This window comes from Photobacterium sp. R1 (assembly GCF_054600795.1).
The window spans coordinates 73,101-89,487 of sequence record NZ_BAAHZP010000005.1 but is presented as its reverse complement, the minus strand read 5'-3'; the positions used below and the strand labels follow the sequence as shown (position 1 = coordinate 89,487).

Annotated in this window: 17 protein-coding genes; all 17 read left to right on the top strand. The window is 50.6% G+C overall.

All coding sequences use genetic code 11. The features are described from left to right. The first annotated feature begins 6 nt into the window (after positions 1 to 6). Positions 7 to 276, top strand: a complete 270-nt coding sequence (fliQ, locus tag ACYP03_RS10165; protein ID WP_459779563.1) for a flagellar biosynthesis protein FliQ — start codon at positions 7 to 9, stop codon at positions 274 to 276. After that, a complete protein-coding gene (fliR, locus tag ACYP03_RS10160) occupies positions 276 to 1,055 on the top strand; it encodes a flagellar biosynthetic protein FliR (protein WP_248139920.1) in 780 nt (259 codons plus the stop codon). Before fliQ ends, fliR begins: the two co-directional genes overlap by 1 nt. Beyond that, positions 1,052 to 2,179 carry a flagellar biosynthesis protein FlhB gene (gene flhB / locus ACYP03_RS10155; RefSeq protein ID WP_248139918.1) on the top strand — a complete coding sequence of 376 codons (1,128 nt, stop codon included), beginning with the start codon at positions 1,052 to 1,054 and terminating at the stop codon, positions 2,177 to 2,179. The genes fliR and flhB overlap by 4 nt, the downstream gene beginning before the upstream one ends. Positions 2,180 to 2,200: 21 nt before the next feature. After that, the gene (gene flhA, locus ACYP03_RS10150) at positions 2,201 to 4,294 is read left to right on the top strand and encodes a flagellar biosynthesis protein FlhA (RefSeq protein ID WP_256549376.1); all 2,094 of its coding nucleotides are present in this window, start codon (positions 2,201 to 2,203) and stop codon (positions 4,292 to 4,294) included. After that, complete coding sequence (locus ACYP03_RS10145; protein ID WP_248139916.1) at positions 4,287 to 5,093, top strand: EAL domain-containing protein; 807 nt, start codon at positions 4,287 to 4,289, stop codon at positions 5,091 to 5,093. Before flhA ends, ACYP03_RS10145 begins: the two co-directional genes overlap by 8 nt. 463 nt (positions 5,094 to 5,556) lie before the next feature. Then, complete coding sequence (gene lafA / locus ACYP03_RS10140) at positions 5,557 to 6,438, top strand: lateral flagellin LafA (RefSeq protein ID WP_248139914.1); 882 nt, start codon at positions 5,557 to 5,559, stop codon at positions 6,436 to 6,438. Positions 6,439 to 6,782: 344 nt separating this feature from the next. Next, positions 6,783 to 8,318 carry a M28 family metallopeptidase gene (locus ACYP03_RS10135; RefSeq protein ID WP_459779558.1) on the top strand — a complete coding sequence of 512 codons (1,536 nt, stop codon included), beginning with the start codon at positions 6,783 to 6,785 and terminating at the stop codon, positions 8,316 to 8,318. Between the two features lie 408 nt (positions 8,319 to 8,726). After that, the gene (gene fliD, locus ACYP03_RS10130; RefSeq protein WP_248139910.1) at positions 8,727 to 10,067 is read left to right on the top strand and encodes a flagellar filament capping protein FliD; all 1,341 of its coding nucleotides are present in this window, start codon (positions 8,727 to 8,729) and stop codon (positions 10,065 to 10,067) included. Positions 10,068 to 10,078: 11 nt separating this feature from the next. Beyond that, on the top strand, positions 10,079 to 10,468 hold the full coding sequence (fliS, locus tag ACYP03_RS10125) for a flagellar export chaperone FliS (protein WP_248139908.1): 390 nt from the start codon (positions 10,079 to 10,081) through the stop codon (positions 10,466 to 10,468). Beyond that, a complete protein-coding gene (locus ACYP03_RS10120) occupies positions 10,461 to 10,766 on the top strand; it encodes a hypothetical protein (protein ID WP_248139906.1) in 306 nt (101 codons plus the stop codon). Before fliS ends, ACYP03_RS10120 begins: the two co-directional genes overlap by 8 nt. Next, complete coding sequence (locus ACYP03_RS10115; protein ID WP_459779555.1) at positions 10,766 to 11,857, top strand: flagellar hook-length control protein FliK; 1,092 nt, start codon at positions 10,766 to 10,768, stop codon at positions 11,855 to 11,857. The genes ACYP03_RS10120 and ACYP03_RS10115 overlap by 1 nt, the downstream gene beginning before the upstream one ends. Before the next feature lie 14 nt (positions 11,858 to 11,871). Continuing rightward, the gene (locus tag ACYP03_RS10110; protein ID WP_248139902.1) at positions 11,872 to 12,345 is read left to right on the top strand and encodes a flagellar basal body-associated FliL family protein; all 474 of its coding nucleotides are present in this window, start codon (positions 11,872 to 11,874) and stop codon (positions 12,343 to 12,345) included. Positions 12,346 to 12,352: 7 nt separating this feature from the next. Then, the gene (locus ACYP03_RS10105; protein ID WP_248139900.1) at positions 12,353 to 13,081 is read left to right on the top strand and encodes a FliA/WhiG family RNA polymerase sigma factor; all 729 of its coding nucleotides are present in this window, start codon (positions 12,353 to 12,355) and stop codon (positions 13,079 to 13,081) included. Between the two features lie 15 nt (positions 13,082 to 13,096). Next, positions 13,097 to 13,954 carry a flagellar motor stator protein MotA gene (motA, locus tag ACYP03_RS10100; RefSeq protein WP_248139898.1) on the top strand — a complete coding sequence of 286 codons (858 nt, stop codon included), beginning with the start codon at positions 13,097 to 13,099 and terminating at the stop codon, positions 13,952 to 13,954. Further along, positions 13,954 to 14,919: a flagellar motor protein MotB gene (locus ACYP03_RS10095; RefSeq protein ID WP_248139896.1), complete on the top strand. Its 966-nt coding sequence runs from the start codon at positions 13,954 to 13,956 to the stop codon at positions 14,917 to 14,919. The genes motA and ACYP03_RS10095 overlap by 1 nt, the downstream gene beginning before the upstream one ends. A gap of 58 nt (positions 14,920 to 14,977) precedes the next feature. Continuing rightward, entirely contained in the window at positions 14,978 to 15,289 is a 312-nt protein-coding gene (locus tag ACYP03_RS10090) for a hypothetical protein (protein WP_051642023.1), read from the top strand. Between the two features lie 136 nt (positions 15,290 to 15,425). Continuing rightward, positions 15,426 to 16,376 (top strand): M23 family metallopeptidase, encoded by a 951-nt coding sequence (locus tag ACYP03_RS10085; protein ID WP_248139894.1) that lies wholly within the window; start codon positions 15,426 to 15,428, stop codon positions 16,374 to 16,376. The last annotated feature ends 11 nt before the right edge of the window (positions 16,377 to 16,387 follow it).

Genomic DNA, 16,387 nt, shown 5'->3' with positions numbered 1-16,387 from the left:
AAAACCATGACACCGGAACTCGTCGTCACCCTGTTTTCAAATGCTGTCTGGATGATCATCACCATTGTGATGGTGCTGGTCGTGCCCGGCCTGCTGGTTGGTCTGGTCGTTGCGGTCTTTCAGGCCGCGACCCAAATCAATGAACAGACCCTCAGCTTTCTGCCCCGATTGCTGGTCACTCTGCTGATGGTCATTTTTGCCGGTCACTGGATGCTCAGAAAACTGATTGACCTGTTTACGCAGTTGTTTCACAACATTCCGGGAATGATTGGCTGATGGATGTCACTTTCGCGCAAATCACAGCCTGGCTCGGGCAAGTCTGGTGGCCATTTTTCCGTCTGGGGGCCGCATTTGTTGCCATGCCTTTCTTCGGCGATGGCGCCATTCCGCTTTGGGTGCGTCTGCTGTTTGCCCTGTCCATCAGTATCCTGATTGCGCCTCTCATGCCGGCGATGCCTGCAGTCGATCCCCTGTCACTCAAAGCACTGGTACTGGCGTTTGAACAAGCGATCTGGGGGGTCTTTTTCGGCTTTATTCTGCATCTGCTCTTCACCACCATGACCATGCTGGGCCAGATTGTTTCCATGCAGATGGGCCTGAGTATGGCCATCATGAATGATCCGGTAAACGGCATGTCTGTTGCGCTGTTGGGCCGGATGTTCCTGATGTTCAGCACCCTGCTGTTTCTGGCCCTGGACGGTCATTTAGTGGTGATTGATATTCTGGTTCAGAGTTTCCATGTCTGGCCGGTCGGCTCCGGGATTAGTGAAGCCACACTTCAACAGGTCATTTCCATGGCCAGCTGGATGTTTGCTTCCGCGCTGGCACTGGCATTACCGGCCATTATTTCGATGCTGCTGGCAAACATCAGCTTTGGTGTGATGAACCGTGCCGCACCGAGCCTGAACGTTTACGCGCTGGGCTTCCCGATGACGATGTTACTGGGTCTGTTCAGCATGCTGATTGCAATCAGCGGCGTCCCGACACGTTACACCCAATTTGTTCATACCACTTTGCAGGCACTGACCAGCTACGTCGCAGGAAACGGCATATGAGTGATCAGAGTACTCAGGACAAAACAGAAAAGGCCACGCCCCAGAAAATCCGCAAAGCACGGGAGCAGGGGCAAATTCCCCGTGCAAAAGATCTGACTGCTGCGGTAATTTTCCTGGTTGTGGTCTATTTCTTTTCGATTCAGATCAGCACCATCTGGGACGCCATGAGCGGCGTCTTCCGTTTCAATATGCAACTGACCCGTGATGATCTGCAGTCGCCCTGGCAGGGAATTGAACACGTGGGCCAGAGTCTGGCCATTGTGATTGAGTTGCTGCTGCCGCTGTTCATGGTGATTTTACTGGCCGCGATAGGCGGCAGCCTGCTCCTGGGCGGCTGGCTGTTTTATCCGGCAGGCGTGATGCCTAAGCTTTCAAAAATCAGTCCGCTGTCAGGTATCAAGCGTATGTTTTCAACCCGCTCGCTGGTTGAGCTGCTGAAATCGTCGCTGAAAGTCACTGTGCTGCTGATGCTGCTTTATCTGTATCTGGATGCTCATCTGGCTGAGCTGCTGGCCATGCAAAACCAGCCGCTGCGTCAGGGCGTTGTTGCCATTATGCAAATCCTGTTCGACGGCGTTCTTATCATGGGTGTTGCCCTGCTTGTCTTCGGTCTGCTGGATGTTCCCTATCAACGCTGGGAGCACATGAAGCAACTGAAAATGACCAAGCAGGAGATCAAAGAAGAATTTAAAAACAGCGAAGGCCGCCCGGAGGTAAAACAACGGATTCGTCAGATTCAGCAGCAGTTCGCCCGGCGAAAAGTGGAGAAGACGGTGCCGCAGGCCGATGTCGTCATCACCAACCCGACGCACTACGCCGTTGCAATCAAATACGATCCGGCAATGTATGACGCGCCCTTTGTTGTTGCGAAGGGGGTTGATGAAATGGCCCAGCATATTCAGCGCATCGCCCGTGAGAACAATGTCGAAGTGCTGAACTCGCCTCCGTTAACACGGGCCATTTACCATACCACGCAGCTGGAACAGGCCGTGCCGAGCCAGTTGTATATCGCCGTGGCACATATTCTGACTTATGTCATGCAGCTGAAAGCCTTCCGTACCGGCAAAGGCGGGCAGCCACAGCCATTACCGACTTTTGTTATCCCACGCCACTTACAGTATTAAGGCAGGAGAGAGATCAAACCCATGCTAAACCGGCTACCTCAACTGAACCATTTTAAGCGCAGCTATATCAGCATTCCTGCTGCGCTGCTCATGATACTGGCGATGGTCATGTTGCCTTTGCCGCCCATGCTGCTGGACGCCATGTTTACGTTCAACATTGTGCTGGCAATCATGGTGCTGCTGGTCAGCACCACGGCAAAACGACCGCTGGATTTCTCCGTATTCCCGACCATTCTCCTGGTTGCCACCCTGCTCCGCCTGACACTGAACGTTGCGTCGACCCGCGTCGTCCTGCTGGAAGGTCATCAGGGCGGCGATGCTGCCGGTAAGGTCATTCAGGCCTTCGGTGAAGTCGTGATCGGCGGTAACTATGTCGTCGGTATGGTTGTGTTCGTCATCCTGATGATCATTAACTTTGTCGTGATTACCAAAGGTGGCGAACGAATTTCCGAAGTGGCCGCTCGCTTTACACTGGACGCCCTGCCCGGTAAGCAGATGGCCATCGATGCCGATCTCAACGCCGGTCTGATCGATCAGGAACGCGCCAAGCTGCGCCGGAAAGAAGTCGCCAACGAAGCCGACTTCTACGGCTCAATGGACGGTGCATCCAAATTCGTCCGGGGTGATGCGATTGCCGGCCTGCTGATTCTGTTCATCAATATTATTGGTGGTGTCAGCATCGGCGTGTTCGAATACGACATGACCGCAGCCGAAGCATTCAAAACTTTTGCCCTGCTGACTATCGGTGACGGTCTGGTTGCTCAGATCCCATCTCTGTTGCTGGCAACCTCTGCAGCCATCATCGTTACCCGTATCAATGACAGTGATGATGACATGGCAGATGCCATGCGCAACCAGCTGTTGGCTACACCTGCAACCCTCTTTATCGCTGCAGCCATTATGGCAATTGTCGGCAGTGTACCGGGCATGCCGCATCTGGCGTTTTACGCGTTCGCCGCAGTCCTCGGCTATGCCGGATGGCGTCAGGCCAAATCGCCGCAGCATGATGAGCAACTCGATCAGGTCGAGCAGTTAAGCCATGCGATGCGCCGTGAAAGTGAGCAGGCACTTGGCTGGGAAGACATCCCCCACATTCACAGTCTGTCTCTGCAGCTGGGCTTCCGTCTGGTCCACCTGGTCAATAAAGATCAGGGCGCACCACTGACCCAGCGCATCCGTGGGATCCGGAAAACCCTGTCAGAACAGGTGGGTTACCTGCTGCCTGAAGTCAGTATTCAGGATAATCTCAGCCTTCGTCCGAATCAGTACACCATTGCAGTCCACGGTGAAATTATTGAGCAGGGTGAAATCGAGCCGGATCGTCTGATGGCGATTGCCGTCGGTGAAACCTACGGTGAGATTGACGGTATTCTGGGTACCGATCCGGCTTACCAGCTGCCGGCCGTCTGGATTGAACCAAGCGACAAGGCTAAAGCCCTGAACATGGGATATCAGGTGATTGACGATGCAACCGTGATCGCAACTCACCTGAGCAAAATCATGAAGAACAATCTCGCTGATCTGTTTACGCATGATGATGTCGAAAACATGATGCAGCGACTGGCGTCACAAGCGCCGAAACTGGCTGAAGCTCTGGGCAATGCCATTACTCCGGCCCAGCAATTAAAAGTGTTCCGCCACTTACTGCAGGATCAGGTGCCGGTGAAAGACATCCGCACCATTGCGAACACCATGCTGGACAGCGTTGAAAACACCAAAGACCCGATTCTGCTGGCTGCCGATGTCCGTTGCAGCCTGCGCCGGACGCTGGTGAACCTGATTAATGGTGACCGGAAAGATCTGAACGTCTATACACTGGCTGATGATCTTGAACAAATCCTGCTGCAATCCCTGCAGCAAGCACAGGCAAATGGCCAGGTCGTTCTGGACAGTTTCCCGGTGGAGCCAAATATTCTCCAGCAATTCCAGCAGAATCTGCCACTGGTGAAACAACAGCTGAAGCAACAGAATATGCCGCCTGTTTTGCTTGTTATGCCGCAACTTCGTCCACTTCTGTCACGTTATGCGCGTACATTTGCGCAAGGTCTGGCTGTCTTGTCATATAATGAGATTCCAGAGCATAAGCAAATCAACGTGGTAGGAAACCTTGGCTAAGCTGTTTACCGACACCGCCTTAGGCGAACATACAAGAGGGCTGCTGATTCAGGCAGCCCGGACTCCGGATGATTTCATTCTGTTAGAAGCGATGCAGCATAATGATATTCGCCATGCCTGCCAGCCCATCCGACATACCGAATCCAATGAAGTGACTTTTCAGCACCTCACCCTGCGTTTCGGCAGTAACAATGAGCAAAGCGTCTACCGTTTCGATTTGTCTGATGAGATGCGCTACGCCCTGGACCTGTTTGGCCTGCTTCTGGCGATCAGACATATCAAATTTCAGCAGGAAACCATTCTCCCCAGCCTGATTAACCCGTTGGTTGTGCCACTGCAGGCGGAAACACTGCTGAACTGGGAGCCGGGTCATCAGTTTCTTGCCGCGCTGTATGATTACCATGGCTCAGCCATGCGCGATATCGTTCCCTGTATTCAGTTGTTTCAGCCCGATTTAAACCAAACGCGGCTCAATGAGTTACTCAGCTGGCTGCATGATGCCAGCACAGCCGTCTGGGTTGATCTGCGGTTACCGACCCCCTATTTGCCTTTGCTGGAAAAAACGTCACCGGCGGCCATTAAAGTGGCCCAGATGAATGAAGACACCAGTTTCAAGCAGGGTCTGTTACCCGTCATCCGCTTTCTCCGGCAAAACGACATCGATTTTGTAGCTGGTCGTGTTGCCACTCAACATGACCTGATCCGGTTCAGACGATTAGGTGCCGGATATTATTTTGGTTATATCAGTGATATTCCGACTTCCTTTTCTGCCCCCCGGAAACTAAAACTTGTAAAATAATCAATTCAAATTAAATAAAAAAACGCCAGCCACACCAGCTGGCGTTTTTTATTTATCTCGCCAAAACATAATTTTTTATAAATCCGCGGTTTTACAGAACGAAACTGCCTGTCTGATCGGATAAAAATGTCGGTCAATAACTCATCAATCCAAAAAATTTGGATTCACTCTAGAGACAATTTTCCCTGATTCAGGTCATTTTATTATTTTTTTCACCTGATACTTTAGAATTTTAGAAATCAATCAAGTGATTGTTTCTAAATGACTTATCTCAGAAAAAACGCCAGTGAAGACATCCGACCAATGTGAAAATATCATTTTTTTTCACTTCGATGATTAATCTTTTCAGAGCCTTTTCCGCCTCATATTAGCGAGTAGGAATGACAGCCATACGGAACAACATACGAAATTGTGTGGCGTCAGAAAAAACCAACATGAAGATGTATAACTAAGGAGAACTTTCATGGCTCTATCAATGCACACCAACTACGCATCTCTGGTAACGCAAAACACCCTGAACGGCACAGGTAACATGCTGAACAAAGCCATGGAGCGTCTGGCGACTGGCTACCGCATCAACTCTGCTGCTGACGATGCAGCTGGTCTGCAAATCTCTAGCCGCCTGCAAGCACAAACTCGTGGCATGTCAGTTGCAATGCGCAACTCACAAGACGGCATCTCTATGATGCAAACTGTTGAAGGTGCACTGGACGAAACTGCAAACATCCTGTACCGCATGAACGACCTGGCAACTCAGGCTGCGAACGGTACAAACTCAGTAAACGACCAGGAAGCTCTGTACGCAGAATTCACTGAACTGACCAGCGAGCTGGGCAACGTAATGGCAAACACTAAGTATGCTGGTGAGACTGTATTCGACGCAGCTGGTGTGAAAGGCGGCGGTATCGTTCTGCAAATCGGTGGTTCTTCTGCTGAGCAGCTGAGCTTCGCAACTTCTATCGATACTAAAGTTGGTGCAGCGGTAACTGCTCTGCAAGCAGGTGGTACTATCGCATCTCTGACGACTTTCGGTGACACTGGTGCAACAGTAGCAACGAACCAAACCAATGCTCGTGCAGCAATGGACGCGATTACTGCATCTCTGGACACCATCGGTGGCGCTCGTGCAGCACTGGGTGCGAATATGAACCGTCTGGAGCACACCATTACTAACCTGGGTAACATGGTTGAGAACACCACTGCTGCGAAAGGCCGTATCACTGATACCGACTTCGCTGTAGAAACTTCAAACATGACTAAGAACCAGATGCTGATGCAAGCCGGTACGAACGTACTGTCTCAAACTAACCAGCTGTCTGGCATGGCAATGTCTCTGCTGCGCTAATCCCCGGATTAGACTCAGAAACATCGACCTAAGTCACTCCAATTTAAAAAGCCCCGGTTTCGGGGCTTTTTTTTCGTTATAGCTCGCAAAAACAGAAGTTCGTTGATCATTTCCTCCCCTATTTCTTTCCACCTTAATTAATCATTTTAGCTATAGATAACTCTGAAAATTCAGGATTCAGCAGTTTTAAGTGGCGAAAAAACAGACACCGCAAATTAATTACCACCCTATTGATAACTTTGTGACAACTTTTCATTACGCATTGAATACAAAGAAGAATTTCGCTTTTCTCTGGAACTGACTTAAGTTTTGTTGATTTAACAAAAAAATAACAGGGAGAACATATGAAAAACACAACAACGGCTCTGGCACTGATCATTTCTGCGGTATGCTCACAAGCCTATGCAGCCGAAGAAGATAAGGTCTGGATTTCGATTGGTTCTGATGCCACCCAAACGCTGAAGTCGGTGATGCAGTCACAGGCGCAATCAATCCTGCCGGATTCACTGGCGAGTAACGGCAAGGCATGGGTCGGTCAAGTCAATTACAAACAATTAGCCGAGTTAACACACCAGATGCACGAAGATCATCACCGTTGCGGCGGGTATATGGTGCATTCTTCAGCAGAAAGTGCGATGGCAGCCAGCATCATGCCTGAAACACTTGCAGCATTTCCGATTCCGGATATCACACAGCAGGATAAAGTGAATGCCTGGTTACCTCAGGTCAGCGCATCAGAGATTACCGGCACCATCAGCTCGCTATCCAGTTTCATCAACCGTTTCTACACCACCACTTCTGGTGCTCAGGCATCCGACTGGCTGGCAAATGAATGGCGCTCACTCACGAATTCTCTGCCCAATGCAGATGTCCAGCAAGTTTCACACGCTGGCTATAACCAAAAATCAGTCGTTCTGACAATCACAGGCTCCGAAAAACCGGATGAGTGGGTGGTGATCGGCGGCCACCTGGACTCAACCATCGGATCAAACACAGGTGAAAACAGTGTTGCACCCGGCGCGGATGACGATGCATCAGGGATTGCCAGTGTCACCGAAATTATCCGGGTCCTGTCTGAAAATAACTTCAAACCTAAACGCAGTATTGCTTTCATGGCCTATGCCGCAGAAGAAGTGGGTCTGCGTGGTTCTCAGGATCTGGCCAACAAGTATAAATCAGAAGGAAAAAATGTTGTTTCAGCCCTGCAGCTGGACATGACCAACTACAATGGTTCTCCAGAAGATATCGTCTTTATGACCGATTATACCGACAGCAATCTGACCACTTTCCTGGCCCGTCTGGTGGATGAATACATTCCGTCGATCTCGTATGGGTTCGACCGCTGTGGTTACGCCTGTTCTGACCACGCTTCCTGGCATAACGCTGGCTTCCCTGCTGCCATGCCATTTGAATCGAAGTTCAACGATTACAACCCCAGAATCCACAGCACGCAAGACACCCTGGAAAATTCCGATCCGACTGGCGCACATGCGGTGAAATTCTCCAAACTTGGACTGGCCTATGCCATTGAAACGGCGAACGCAACCGGCGGCACCACCCCACCGCCAACAGGAAATGTACTCAAAGATGGTGTCCCTGTGACAGGCTTGTCAGGTGCAACGGGCAGCCAAGTTCGTTACAGTTTTGAACTTCCGGCTCAGAAAACACTGCAAATCAGCACCAGCGGCGGCAGCGGCGATGTCGATCTGTATGTCTCTTTCGGTTCTGAAGCCACGAAGCAAAACTGGGACTGCAGACCTTACCGTTACGGTAACAATGAAGTCTGTACTTTCTCTGGTGCCACACCCGGTACCTACTCCATTCTGCTGGACGGCTATTCTCAGTACAGTGGCGTCACTCTGAAAGCCTCAACACAATAATCCGCCGCAACTGGCTGGCTTGCTCAATGCCGGCCAGTTACTTTTCTGCAACAAACCGGGAACTGAAAGGTTTCCGGTTTTTCTTTTGAAACATGCGCTTCAGCCCGTCATTCCCCAAATTACCTTAATGCCCTCTGCCAATATGCCGCCCTAATTCGTTGGGATGTTACATAGTCGATACAAACCGCTGTGCAATGAATCCTAAGGGAATATATATCGATTCCAGCTGATACGGTCTGGTTTTCCGCACTGGAAACGAAGCTGGAGAGCCGGAAGGTCAAGCGGAAACCTGATCGGAAACACCGTTTCCGCCAATCGGAGCCTGAACAGATAAATCCCTTTAAACTCAACAAATTAACTTAATGGCACACTATTTGCTTTAGTAGCAATAAATAAAGGAGTTTTTCCATGAGTTCCATTGATCCGATCAGTATGGCGCAACAGCTTGCCACTTATGAGGTACAGCCATTCCAGAATCGTTATCAGACTCAGTCTGATAAGTATCAGAGCCAGATTACTGCCTACGGCAAAATCGAGTCAGCCCTGCGTGCGTTCCGTACTGCTGTGGAAGACATGAATGGCCTGAATGACAGTGTTGTTAAAAACAGCGCGACCTTCTCTCAGGAAGGAAACCTGAGTGCAAGCGTGAACGGTAATGCACTGGCGGGTGAATATCAGGTCTTCGTTGAGCAGGTTGCGACCGCGCATCAGATGAGTGTTGATCTGGGCGCAGGCACAACGTCATCATCACCAGTTCCGGCAACGGGCACCATGATGATTACGATGGATGGCAAAACCCTGAACCTGGATCTGGCCACTGTTGATACCGACAGCGACGGCACAGCAACCGTTCAGGAACTGGTTAATGCCATCAATAATGATGAAAACAACCCGGGTGTGAACGCCACACTGGTCCGCGCAAATGGCGAAACGCACTTTATGCTGTCCGGTAAAGAAACTGGCTCAGCCAACACTATCTCTGTCAGCGCAACGGGTACCGGTGATGCAAACTTTGAAAATGCATTCGCTACCGCGACCGACATCAGCACTCCTCAGGATGCGATCATCTGGCTGGGTGCTCAGAACACGGGCCTGAAACTGACAAACGCTTCAAACACTTTTGAAGGCGTGATTGACGGGGTCGACCTGACTGTCACCAAAGCACAGCAAAGCGGCGACCAGCCGGTTGGCATGTCTGTGGGTGCTGATAAAGAATCAACCAAAGAACAGCTGAACAAGCTGGTTGAAAGCTATAACGCCCTGATGTCTGAAATCGACAAATACACCAAAGTCGGTTCAGAAGATGAAAAACGCGGCGTTCTGGCTGGTGACGGTACCCTGCGCTCACTGGAAAGCCAGATCAGTTCTCTTTTCCGTCAGAACTACAACGGCCAGAGCCTGTACTCCGTGGGTGTCAGCATCGACCGCCACGGCAAGCTGACCGTCGATAACGAGAAGTTCGAAGCGGCACAAGCCAGTAACCCTGCAGCGCTGGGCGAGATGTTCAACGGTACAGATCAACTGTTCGATTCACTTGAAGCGACAGTGAAACCTTACTTGTCCTTCTCAGACGGCGTATTCAAGAGCCGTAAAGACAGCCTTCAGCAAAACATCAGCCGGATCGACGACAAACTGTCGGGCCTGGAGCGTAAATATCAGATGTCTTATGACCGTTATCTTGCGCAATTCACCCAGATGAACCAGCTGATGACACAAATGAACCAAACGAGCGGATTATTCTCGATTTAAAGGAGCGACTCATGCTAATGCAAAACTCGGGCTTTGATTCTTATCAGAGCGTTGATCTGGATGCCCAGGCCGCATCGGCAAACCCACATCAGCTAGTACTGATGCTGATCGATGGTCTGTTGGATGAACTCATCCGGGTCAAAGGTCACATCGAATCCAAACGTTTGGAAGCCAAAAGTAAAGGGATCAGTAAGTGCATGAACATCCTGATTGGCCTGGACAGCGCACTGGATATCGAAGCAGGTGGCGAACTTGCTGCCAACCTGCATGACCTTTACGAGTTTTGCATTGGCGAGCTCTTCAAAGCGAGCTCTCAGAACAAAGCTGAACATCTCGATTCAGTTGAAAAAGTCATGACAAACGTTCGGGAAGGCTGGGAAGGATTCGGACAGCATGCCTAACATCACAGTCACTCAACTCCTGAACCTGAAGCAGAATATTGACCGGGCAGTTGCAGAGCAAGACTGGAACCGTTTGCAGCAGCTGGACCAGACGCTGCAAAAGGTACTGCTGAGTTTACAGAAAGAAACATTCAGCGATGAGCAGATTCAGGCTTTAAGTCACCTGAAAAGCAGCCATCTTGCTGCAATCAGCGCCGTCAGAGAAAACAAAGACAAACTACAGCAAGAAATGAATGCCGTCAGTGAAGGAAAAGAAGGACTTTTGGCATATCAGATGGCCATGAACATGGAGCTTTAATGAATACTATCGTCTCAAATTCCAAACTGGCTAACAGCAACAGTGAAACCGGGGACATCGGCAGCGGTATTGTGAAACCGTCTCAGGATGATAAAGCCTCCAGTTTCACCGACTCGCTGCAGAGCAAAACGCCGCGGGGCAATGCGGGAACTGAGCGCGCCCGATCGGCGGATGAGCCAAATGATATCGCAGCATCAAGTGCACAGACTGAACAGGATGACAACACTCTGACGCCAGCAGTCGCAGCGGACATCATCGCAAACCTGCTGGCTCAGGCTGAAAAACAGCTGGGAACAGGCGCAGCCCTTCCGGGCACCTCATCAGCAGAACAGATGGCGATTGGCGCAGCCGGAAAAGCGGGCATGCAGGCTAACACCGCATCCGTCCGCGACGCACAGCTGATGCAATCCGTTGCCAATGGCGAGCGCCAGACTACGGCTGCAACGTCTGCAGACAATGCCCGCCTTTCAGTACTGATGCAGCAAACCCAGTCTGGTGTGCAGCAGGAAACCACGCTATCCGGCCTCGGCGAAAACCGTCTGGCGAACAGTACCGCTTCTTTACAGACACTTCTCAATGGCCTGTCGGCAGAGAACACCTGTCCGGCACACGCTCAATCGGCTTCCGCACCAGCCTCTGCTTCCGCAACCACTCAGGTTGAGTGGGCCAGTGTCAAGCTGCCTCAGGGGCAGCAAAGCAAATGGGGCGAACAAATGATGCAGGTCTTGCAGGACAGAGTGCAGTTACAGGCCAGCCAGAATCTCCAGGAAGCCCGCATCCGTCTGGACCCGCCTGATCTGGGCAAACTGGATTTAATCGTTCGCATGGACGGGGATCGCCTCAGTGTTCAGATTCATGCGAATCAGGCTGCTGTCCGGGATGCGCTGGTTCAGGTTTCTGAACGTCTGCGTGCCGAACTGCAGGATCAAAATTTTGTTCATGTTGATGTAAACGTCGGCGACGGCCGTCAGGGACAACAACAGGAACATTCAGAAGAAGACTCACAACCTGTCATCTTTGCCAATCAACACACAGATGACCACCAAAATACAACAACAGATTCAGGCCATTGGCTGTCAACCAGAGCCTGATAGGAGCTATTTTCATGACCCAGCGTAATCTCGTCCTGATCATTATCATCATGCTGATCACCAGCGTACTGGTCGCTGCAGCCAGTGTTGGCGGTACCCTCTGGTACGTTAAGAGCCATCAGGGCCAAGGCGGTAACAGCATTAGCCTCCCCTTCAGCCAGCCGGATAATTTAGACCCTGTATTCCATCCGCTGGAAAAACTGGTGCTGTCTGTGAAAGGCGAACGCCAGACACATTTCATCATGATGGAACTGGCACTGGAAACCCGTCGTCCGGAAGCGATTGAAGGCATTGATAACTTCATGCCTGTTGTTCGAAATGCGCTGCTGAAACTGTTCAGTAACAAAACTTACGAAGAGCTTCAGAACCAGCGCACGATTGATGAGCTGCAGGAAGAAGTCAAAAGCACCCTGTTGGATGCATTTGGCAAAACCCGTTATGCCCACGCTATCGACAACGTATTGCTGACCAAATACGTCATTCAGTGAGGCGCTTATGCTTGATATCAACCCGACTGAACATTACGACAGCGAACAGGAAACCGGGCGAAACAGCCCGGTCATCAACGAAGATAAGCTGATCCGTGATCACCTTGTATTAGTAAAACGTGTTGTCAATCAACTCCGCAGTCATGTCAGCACCCATTGCAGTCTGGAAGATATGCAGCAAATCGGTCTGATGGGACTGCTGGAAGCCGGTCGCCGTTACGGCAATGTCGAAGACCCGAATTTTCCGTCTTTCGCAGTCTGCCGTATCCGCGGCTCGATTCTGGATGAGCTTCGCCGTCTTGACTGGCGTTCACGCCAGACCCGTCAGCAGGCGCATGAGCTGAATGACGTCACCCGCGATTTAATGAAAAAGCTCGGCAGACAGCCGACGGAAGCTGAAATTATTGAAGCGCTGGGAACCGACCAGGCGGACTATCTGCAACGCCTGAATGCTTCCATGGCCAGCGAAATGCAAAGCCTGGATCAGCTTCTGGAAAGTGGCAACGATTTCTCAATGACGAATGACGGCGGTGAATCTGTCCGTCATGAGCATATCCGCCGCACCTTGGGTGTGGCACTGGGTAAGCTGAAAGCTCGTGAACAGCTGCTGCTTACTCTGTTCTATCAACATGATATGAACCTGCATGAGATTGCACTGGTGCTCAACCTGACACCGCCACGCGTGTGCCAGCTTCATAAGCAGGCCCTGAAACAACTGAATCAATATCTTTGCTGATAGGAGCAAACTGAAATGCAAAAATTTACCGGCGCAATCGTCATTTTGTTATGTGTTTTCGGCGGTTTCAAATGGGCTGGTGGCGACATTTCTGCCATCTGGCAGCCTGCTGAAATTCTGATTATTGTTGGTGCAGCACTGGGATCCATCATTGTCGGCAACCCGCCCCATGTGATCCGTGAAATGCGCATCCAGCTTCGCCATATCGTCAAGCCGCGTAAAAATGAGCAAGAGTATTACATGCAGCTGATGGGCCTGATGCAACTGCTGCTGGAAACTATCCGTAACGGCGGTTTCAAATCCCTCGACAGCCATATTGAAGATCCGCAGAACAGTGAGCTCTTTGAACGTTATCCGCTGATCAAAGAAGACAGCCACTTAGTGGCTTACATTACCGATAACCTGCGCCTGATGGCGATGGGTCAGATGTCACCACATGAACTGGATGCCATGCTGGAGCAGGAAATCATGGCGATTGAAGACGATCTGCTGCTGCCTTCCCGCTCACTTCACCGGACGGCCGAAGCGCTGCCTGGCTTTGGTATTCTGGCCGCTGTTATGGGGATCATCATCACGATGCAATTCCTTGATAAAGGTATCGGTCTGATTGGTGTAAAAATTGCTGCTGCGCTGGTCGGTACTTTCCTGGGCATTTTCGGCTGTTACTGTGTATTAGACCCAGCGAGTAATGCCATGTCTCAACGCGTGAAGCGTGATATGTCTGCGTTTGAATGTGTTCGCGCAACACTGGTCGCTTATGTGGCGAAGAAACCAACCCTGCTGGCGATTGATGCCGGCCGTAAGAACATTCAGTTAGACATCAAGCCAAGCTTCAACGACATGGAAAAATGGCTGTCTGAACAGGAGGCATGATGCAACGATACAATCAGATCATCATCAAACGCAGACGCCAGAACGACCATGATGTCGGACATGGCGGTGCATGGAAAGTTGCTTTTGCTGACTTTATGATCGCCCTGATGGCTCTGTTTCTGGTGTTGTGGATTCTGGCGATTGTGGACCAATCAGAACGGAAAGCTATTGTTGCGCACCTCAACAGCTCAAGCCTGTTCGATCAGGGAGTCGGCAACCCGTTTGACAGCTCCACCAGCCTGTCCCCGATTGACTTAGGTGGTGAAGCCTCTGATTTAAGTTCTCATAACGCAGCCGTGACGGTCACCTCTTTCTATGATGGTAACGGCGATGGCCAGTATACAGAATCTCTGGTTCAGGGCACTTATGACAGCCAGGAACAGCTCAAAGTGCTGGCGAAAGTCGTTGAAGAACTGGCAAAACAGGCTTCTGCAGAAGGAAATGTGCATGTGGATGTCACCCCGCAGGGTCTTCGGATTGTCCTGCAAGACGACTTCCGCGAAAACATGTTCCACCGCGGCAGCAGTCAGCTCACCCCATTCTTTGAGGATTTACTGTTAGCGCTGGCCCCGATTTTCAAAAAGATTGAGAATCCATTGATTATCAGTGGTCATACCGATGCCATCCGCTACAGCCGTTCCATCAGTGATAAAACAAACTGGGAACTGTCCGCTTCCCGTGCCAATGTGGCCCGCCAGACCCTGATTGCAGGTGGCGCACCTGAAAAACGTGTACTGCAGGTTGCAGGCATGGCTGATAAGGCGCCTCTGAATCCGGAAACCCCAAGTGCCAGCGAGAACCGCCGCATTGAGTTGTTCGTACTGACAGCTGCGGCTGCGCGTATGGTAGAAACCCTGTTCAGAGGCCCGGCGAAACATGAAGACGGCCCGGTGCTTCAGCAAGCACGCAAGGAAGCCGAATTTAACCAGCCTGTGATTCGACAGGATTTCGTCAAAGCGTCTTAACCTGCAGACGGCAAAGGCATCCCCTTTGCCGTCTGCTCACCATTAGCGAAAGAAACCAATGAAAAAAGCTGCATCTTCTTCTGTTGTTGACCCTCGGGTACGCCGACCAGACGGACTGCAAAAGTTATTTCTCTGGCTGATCGTCCTGGATTACTTCCTGCTCAGCCATTTTCTGCTGAGGATGCATCAGATGACTCTGAATGCAGGGACAACAATCAGTCTGTTACTGTTTGGCTACAACGGGCTGCTGGTTTACCTGTGTTTCAAGCGAGCCCGGCGTGGTGGTGACTACTACATCATTTACCCGACGCTTGCTGCCATACTGCTGGCTTTTATTCTTTTTTTGTATTTCTTCTTTCTGGTTGCTTAATGGGACATCGCCGCAGGATGCGAAGCAGGAAACTTATGCCACAGAGCACAATTTTACATCACCATTTCCTGATATAAGTTAATTCTGCCAGCCGCTTGTCGCCTAAGCCTTAGAGATAGCGAATGAGCTTAGCGTAATGAAAGATCAACTCACAATCTCGATATCAACAATTAATGGTTCATACCATTTTCAGTTAGGAAAGTATCTGCGACGCAACCTGGTTGCCACTTTTCTGCTGTTTATTGTCACTGTCATCGTGATGGCTTTTTCCATTCAATATTTATGGACAACCGTCAATCAGACAGAACAGGAAAAAACGCAGTTAAGTCGTCATGCGACGGAACTGAAAGATGAAATTTCAACCCTGGAAAGCGACAGACAGTCGCTGGAGCAGAATCTGGCTGATCGTCGTTATGAACTGGAGCAGATTACAGGGCGCGTTAATGACCTGGAAAACGTCCTGGGCATTGACACTGAAGATGAACAACCACTGAATGACCGGCTGGATACGGCGGCGCTGAACTCCGCGGTTCGAGTTGCCATGCTGAAGGTGATTCCGAACGGTAGTCCGATGGATTATCGTCGCATTTCATCCAGCTATGGCTCCCGTAACCACCCGATTTTCGGGAACAAACGCCGTCATTTAGGGATTGATATGAGCGGGAATTCCGGCACACCCATTTATGCACCGGCTGATGGTGTGGTTGAGCTGGTCCGACCGAGCAAAAAAGGCTATGGCAATCTGATGAAAGTTGATCATGGCTATGGCTTTATGACCTTGTATGCGCACTTAAAGACATTCAAGGTCAAAACCGGGGATTTCGTCCGAAAAGGCGATTTGATTGCCCTATCAGGCAATAGCGGTACTTCTACCGGCCCCCACCTCCATTACGAGGTACGTTTTCTGGGTCGGGCACTGAACCCCAAATTTTTCATCAACTGGGGACCCGATAACTTTGACTATCTGTTTAACCATGAGAGGAGCATCCAATGGGACTCTTTAGTAAAAGTGCTGGAAACACAAGTAAGCACTCAACTGCAACTATCATTGCACAAGGCTGTTCCATCAAAGGGGATATCGAATTAAGCGGTAATATC

Coding starts and splice junctions, on each gene's coding strand:
- ACYP03_RS10090 (WP_051642023.1), top strand. CDS start 14,978: ATGAAAAAAGCTGCATCTTCTTCTGTTGTTGACCCTCGGGTACGCCGA.
- ACYP03_RS10115 (WP_459779555.1), top strand. CDS start 10,766: ATGAATACTATCGTCTCAAATTCCAAACTGGCTAACAGCAACAGTGAA.
- ACYP03_RS10105 (WP_248139900.1), top strand. CDS start 12,353: ATGCTTGATATCAACCCGACTGAACATTACGACAGCGAACAGGAAACC.
- flhB (WP_248139918.1), top strand. CDS start 1,052: ATGAGTGATCAGAGTACTCAGGACAAAACAGAAAAGGCCACGCCCCAG.
- ACYP03_RS10120 (WP_248139906.1), top strand. CDS start 10,461: ATGCCTAACATCACAGTCACTCAACTCCTGAACCTGAAGCAGAATATT.
- flhA (WP_256549376.1), top strand. CDS start 2,201: ATGCTAAACCGGCTACCTCAACTGAACCATTTTAAGCGCAGCTATATC.
- fliR (WP_248139920.1), top strand. CDS start 276: ATGGATGTCACTTTCGCGCAAATCACAGCCTGGCTCGGGCAAGTCTGG.
- fliQ (WP_459779563.1), top strand. CDS start 7: ATGACACCGGAACTCGTCGTCACCCTGTTTTCAAATGCTGTCTGGATG.
- lafA (WP_248139914.1), top strand. CDS start 5,557: ATGGCTCTATCAATGCACACCAACTACGCATCTCTGGTAACGCAAAAC.
- fliD (WP_248139910.1), top strand. CDS start 8,727: ATGAGTTCCATTGATCCGATCAGTATGGCGCAACAGCTTGCCACTTAT.
- ACYP03_RS10085 (WP_248139894.1), top strand. CDS start 15,426: ATGAAAGATCAACTCACAATCTCGATATCAACAATTAATGGTTCATAC.
- ACYP03_RS10110 (WP_248139902.1), top strand. CDS start 11,872: ATGACCCAGCGTAATCTCGTCCTGATCATTATCATCATGCTGATCACC.
- ACYP03_RS10095 (WP_248139896.1), top strand. CDS start 13,954: ATGCAACGATACAATCAGATCATCATCAAACGCAGACGCCAGAACGAC.
- ACYP03_RS10135 (WP_459779558.1), top strand. CDS start 6,783: ATGAAAAACACAACAACGGCTCTGGCACTGATCATTTCTGCGGTATGC.
- fliS (WP_248139908.1), top strand. CDS start 10,079: ATGCTAATGCAAAACTCGGGCTTTGATTCTTATCAGAGCGTTGATCTG.
- motA (WP_248139898.1), top strand. CDS start 13,097: ATGCAAAAATTTACCGGCGCAATCGTCATTTTGTTATGTGTTTTCGGC.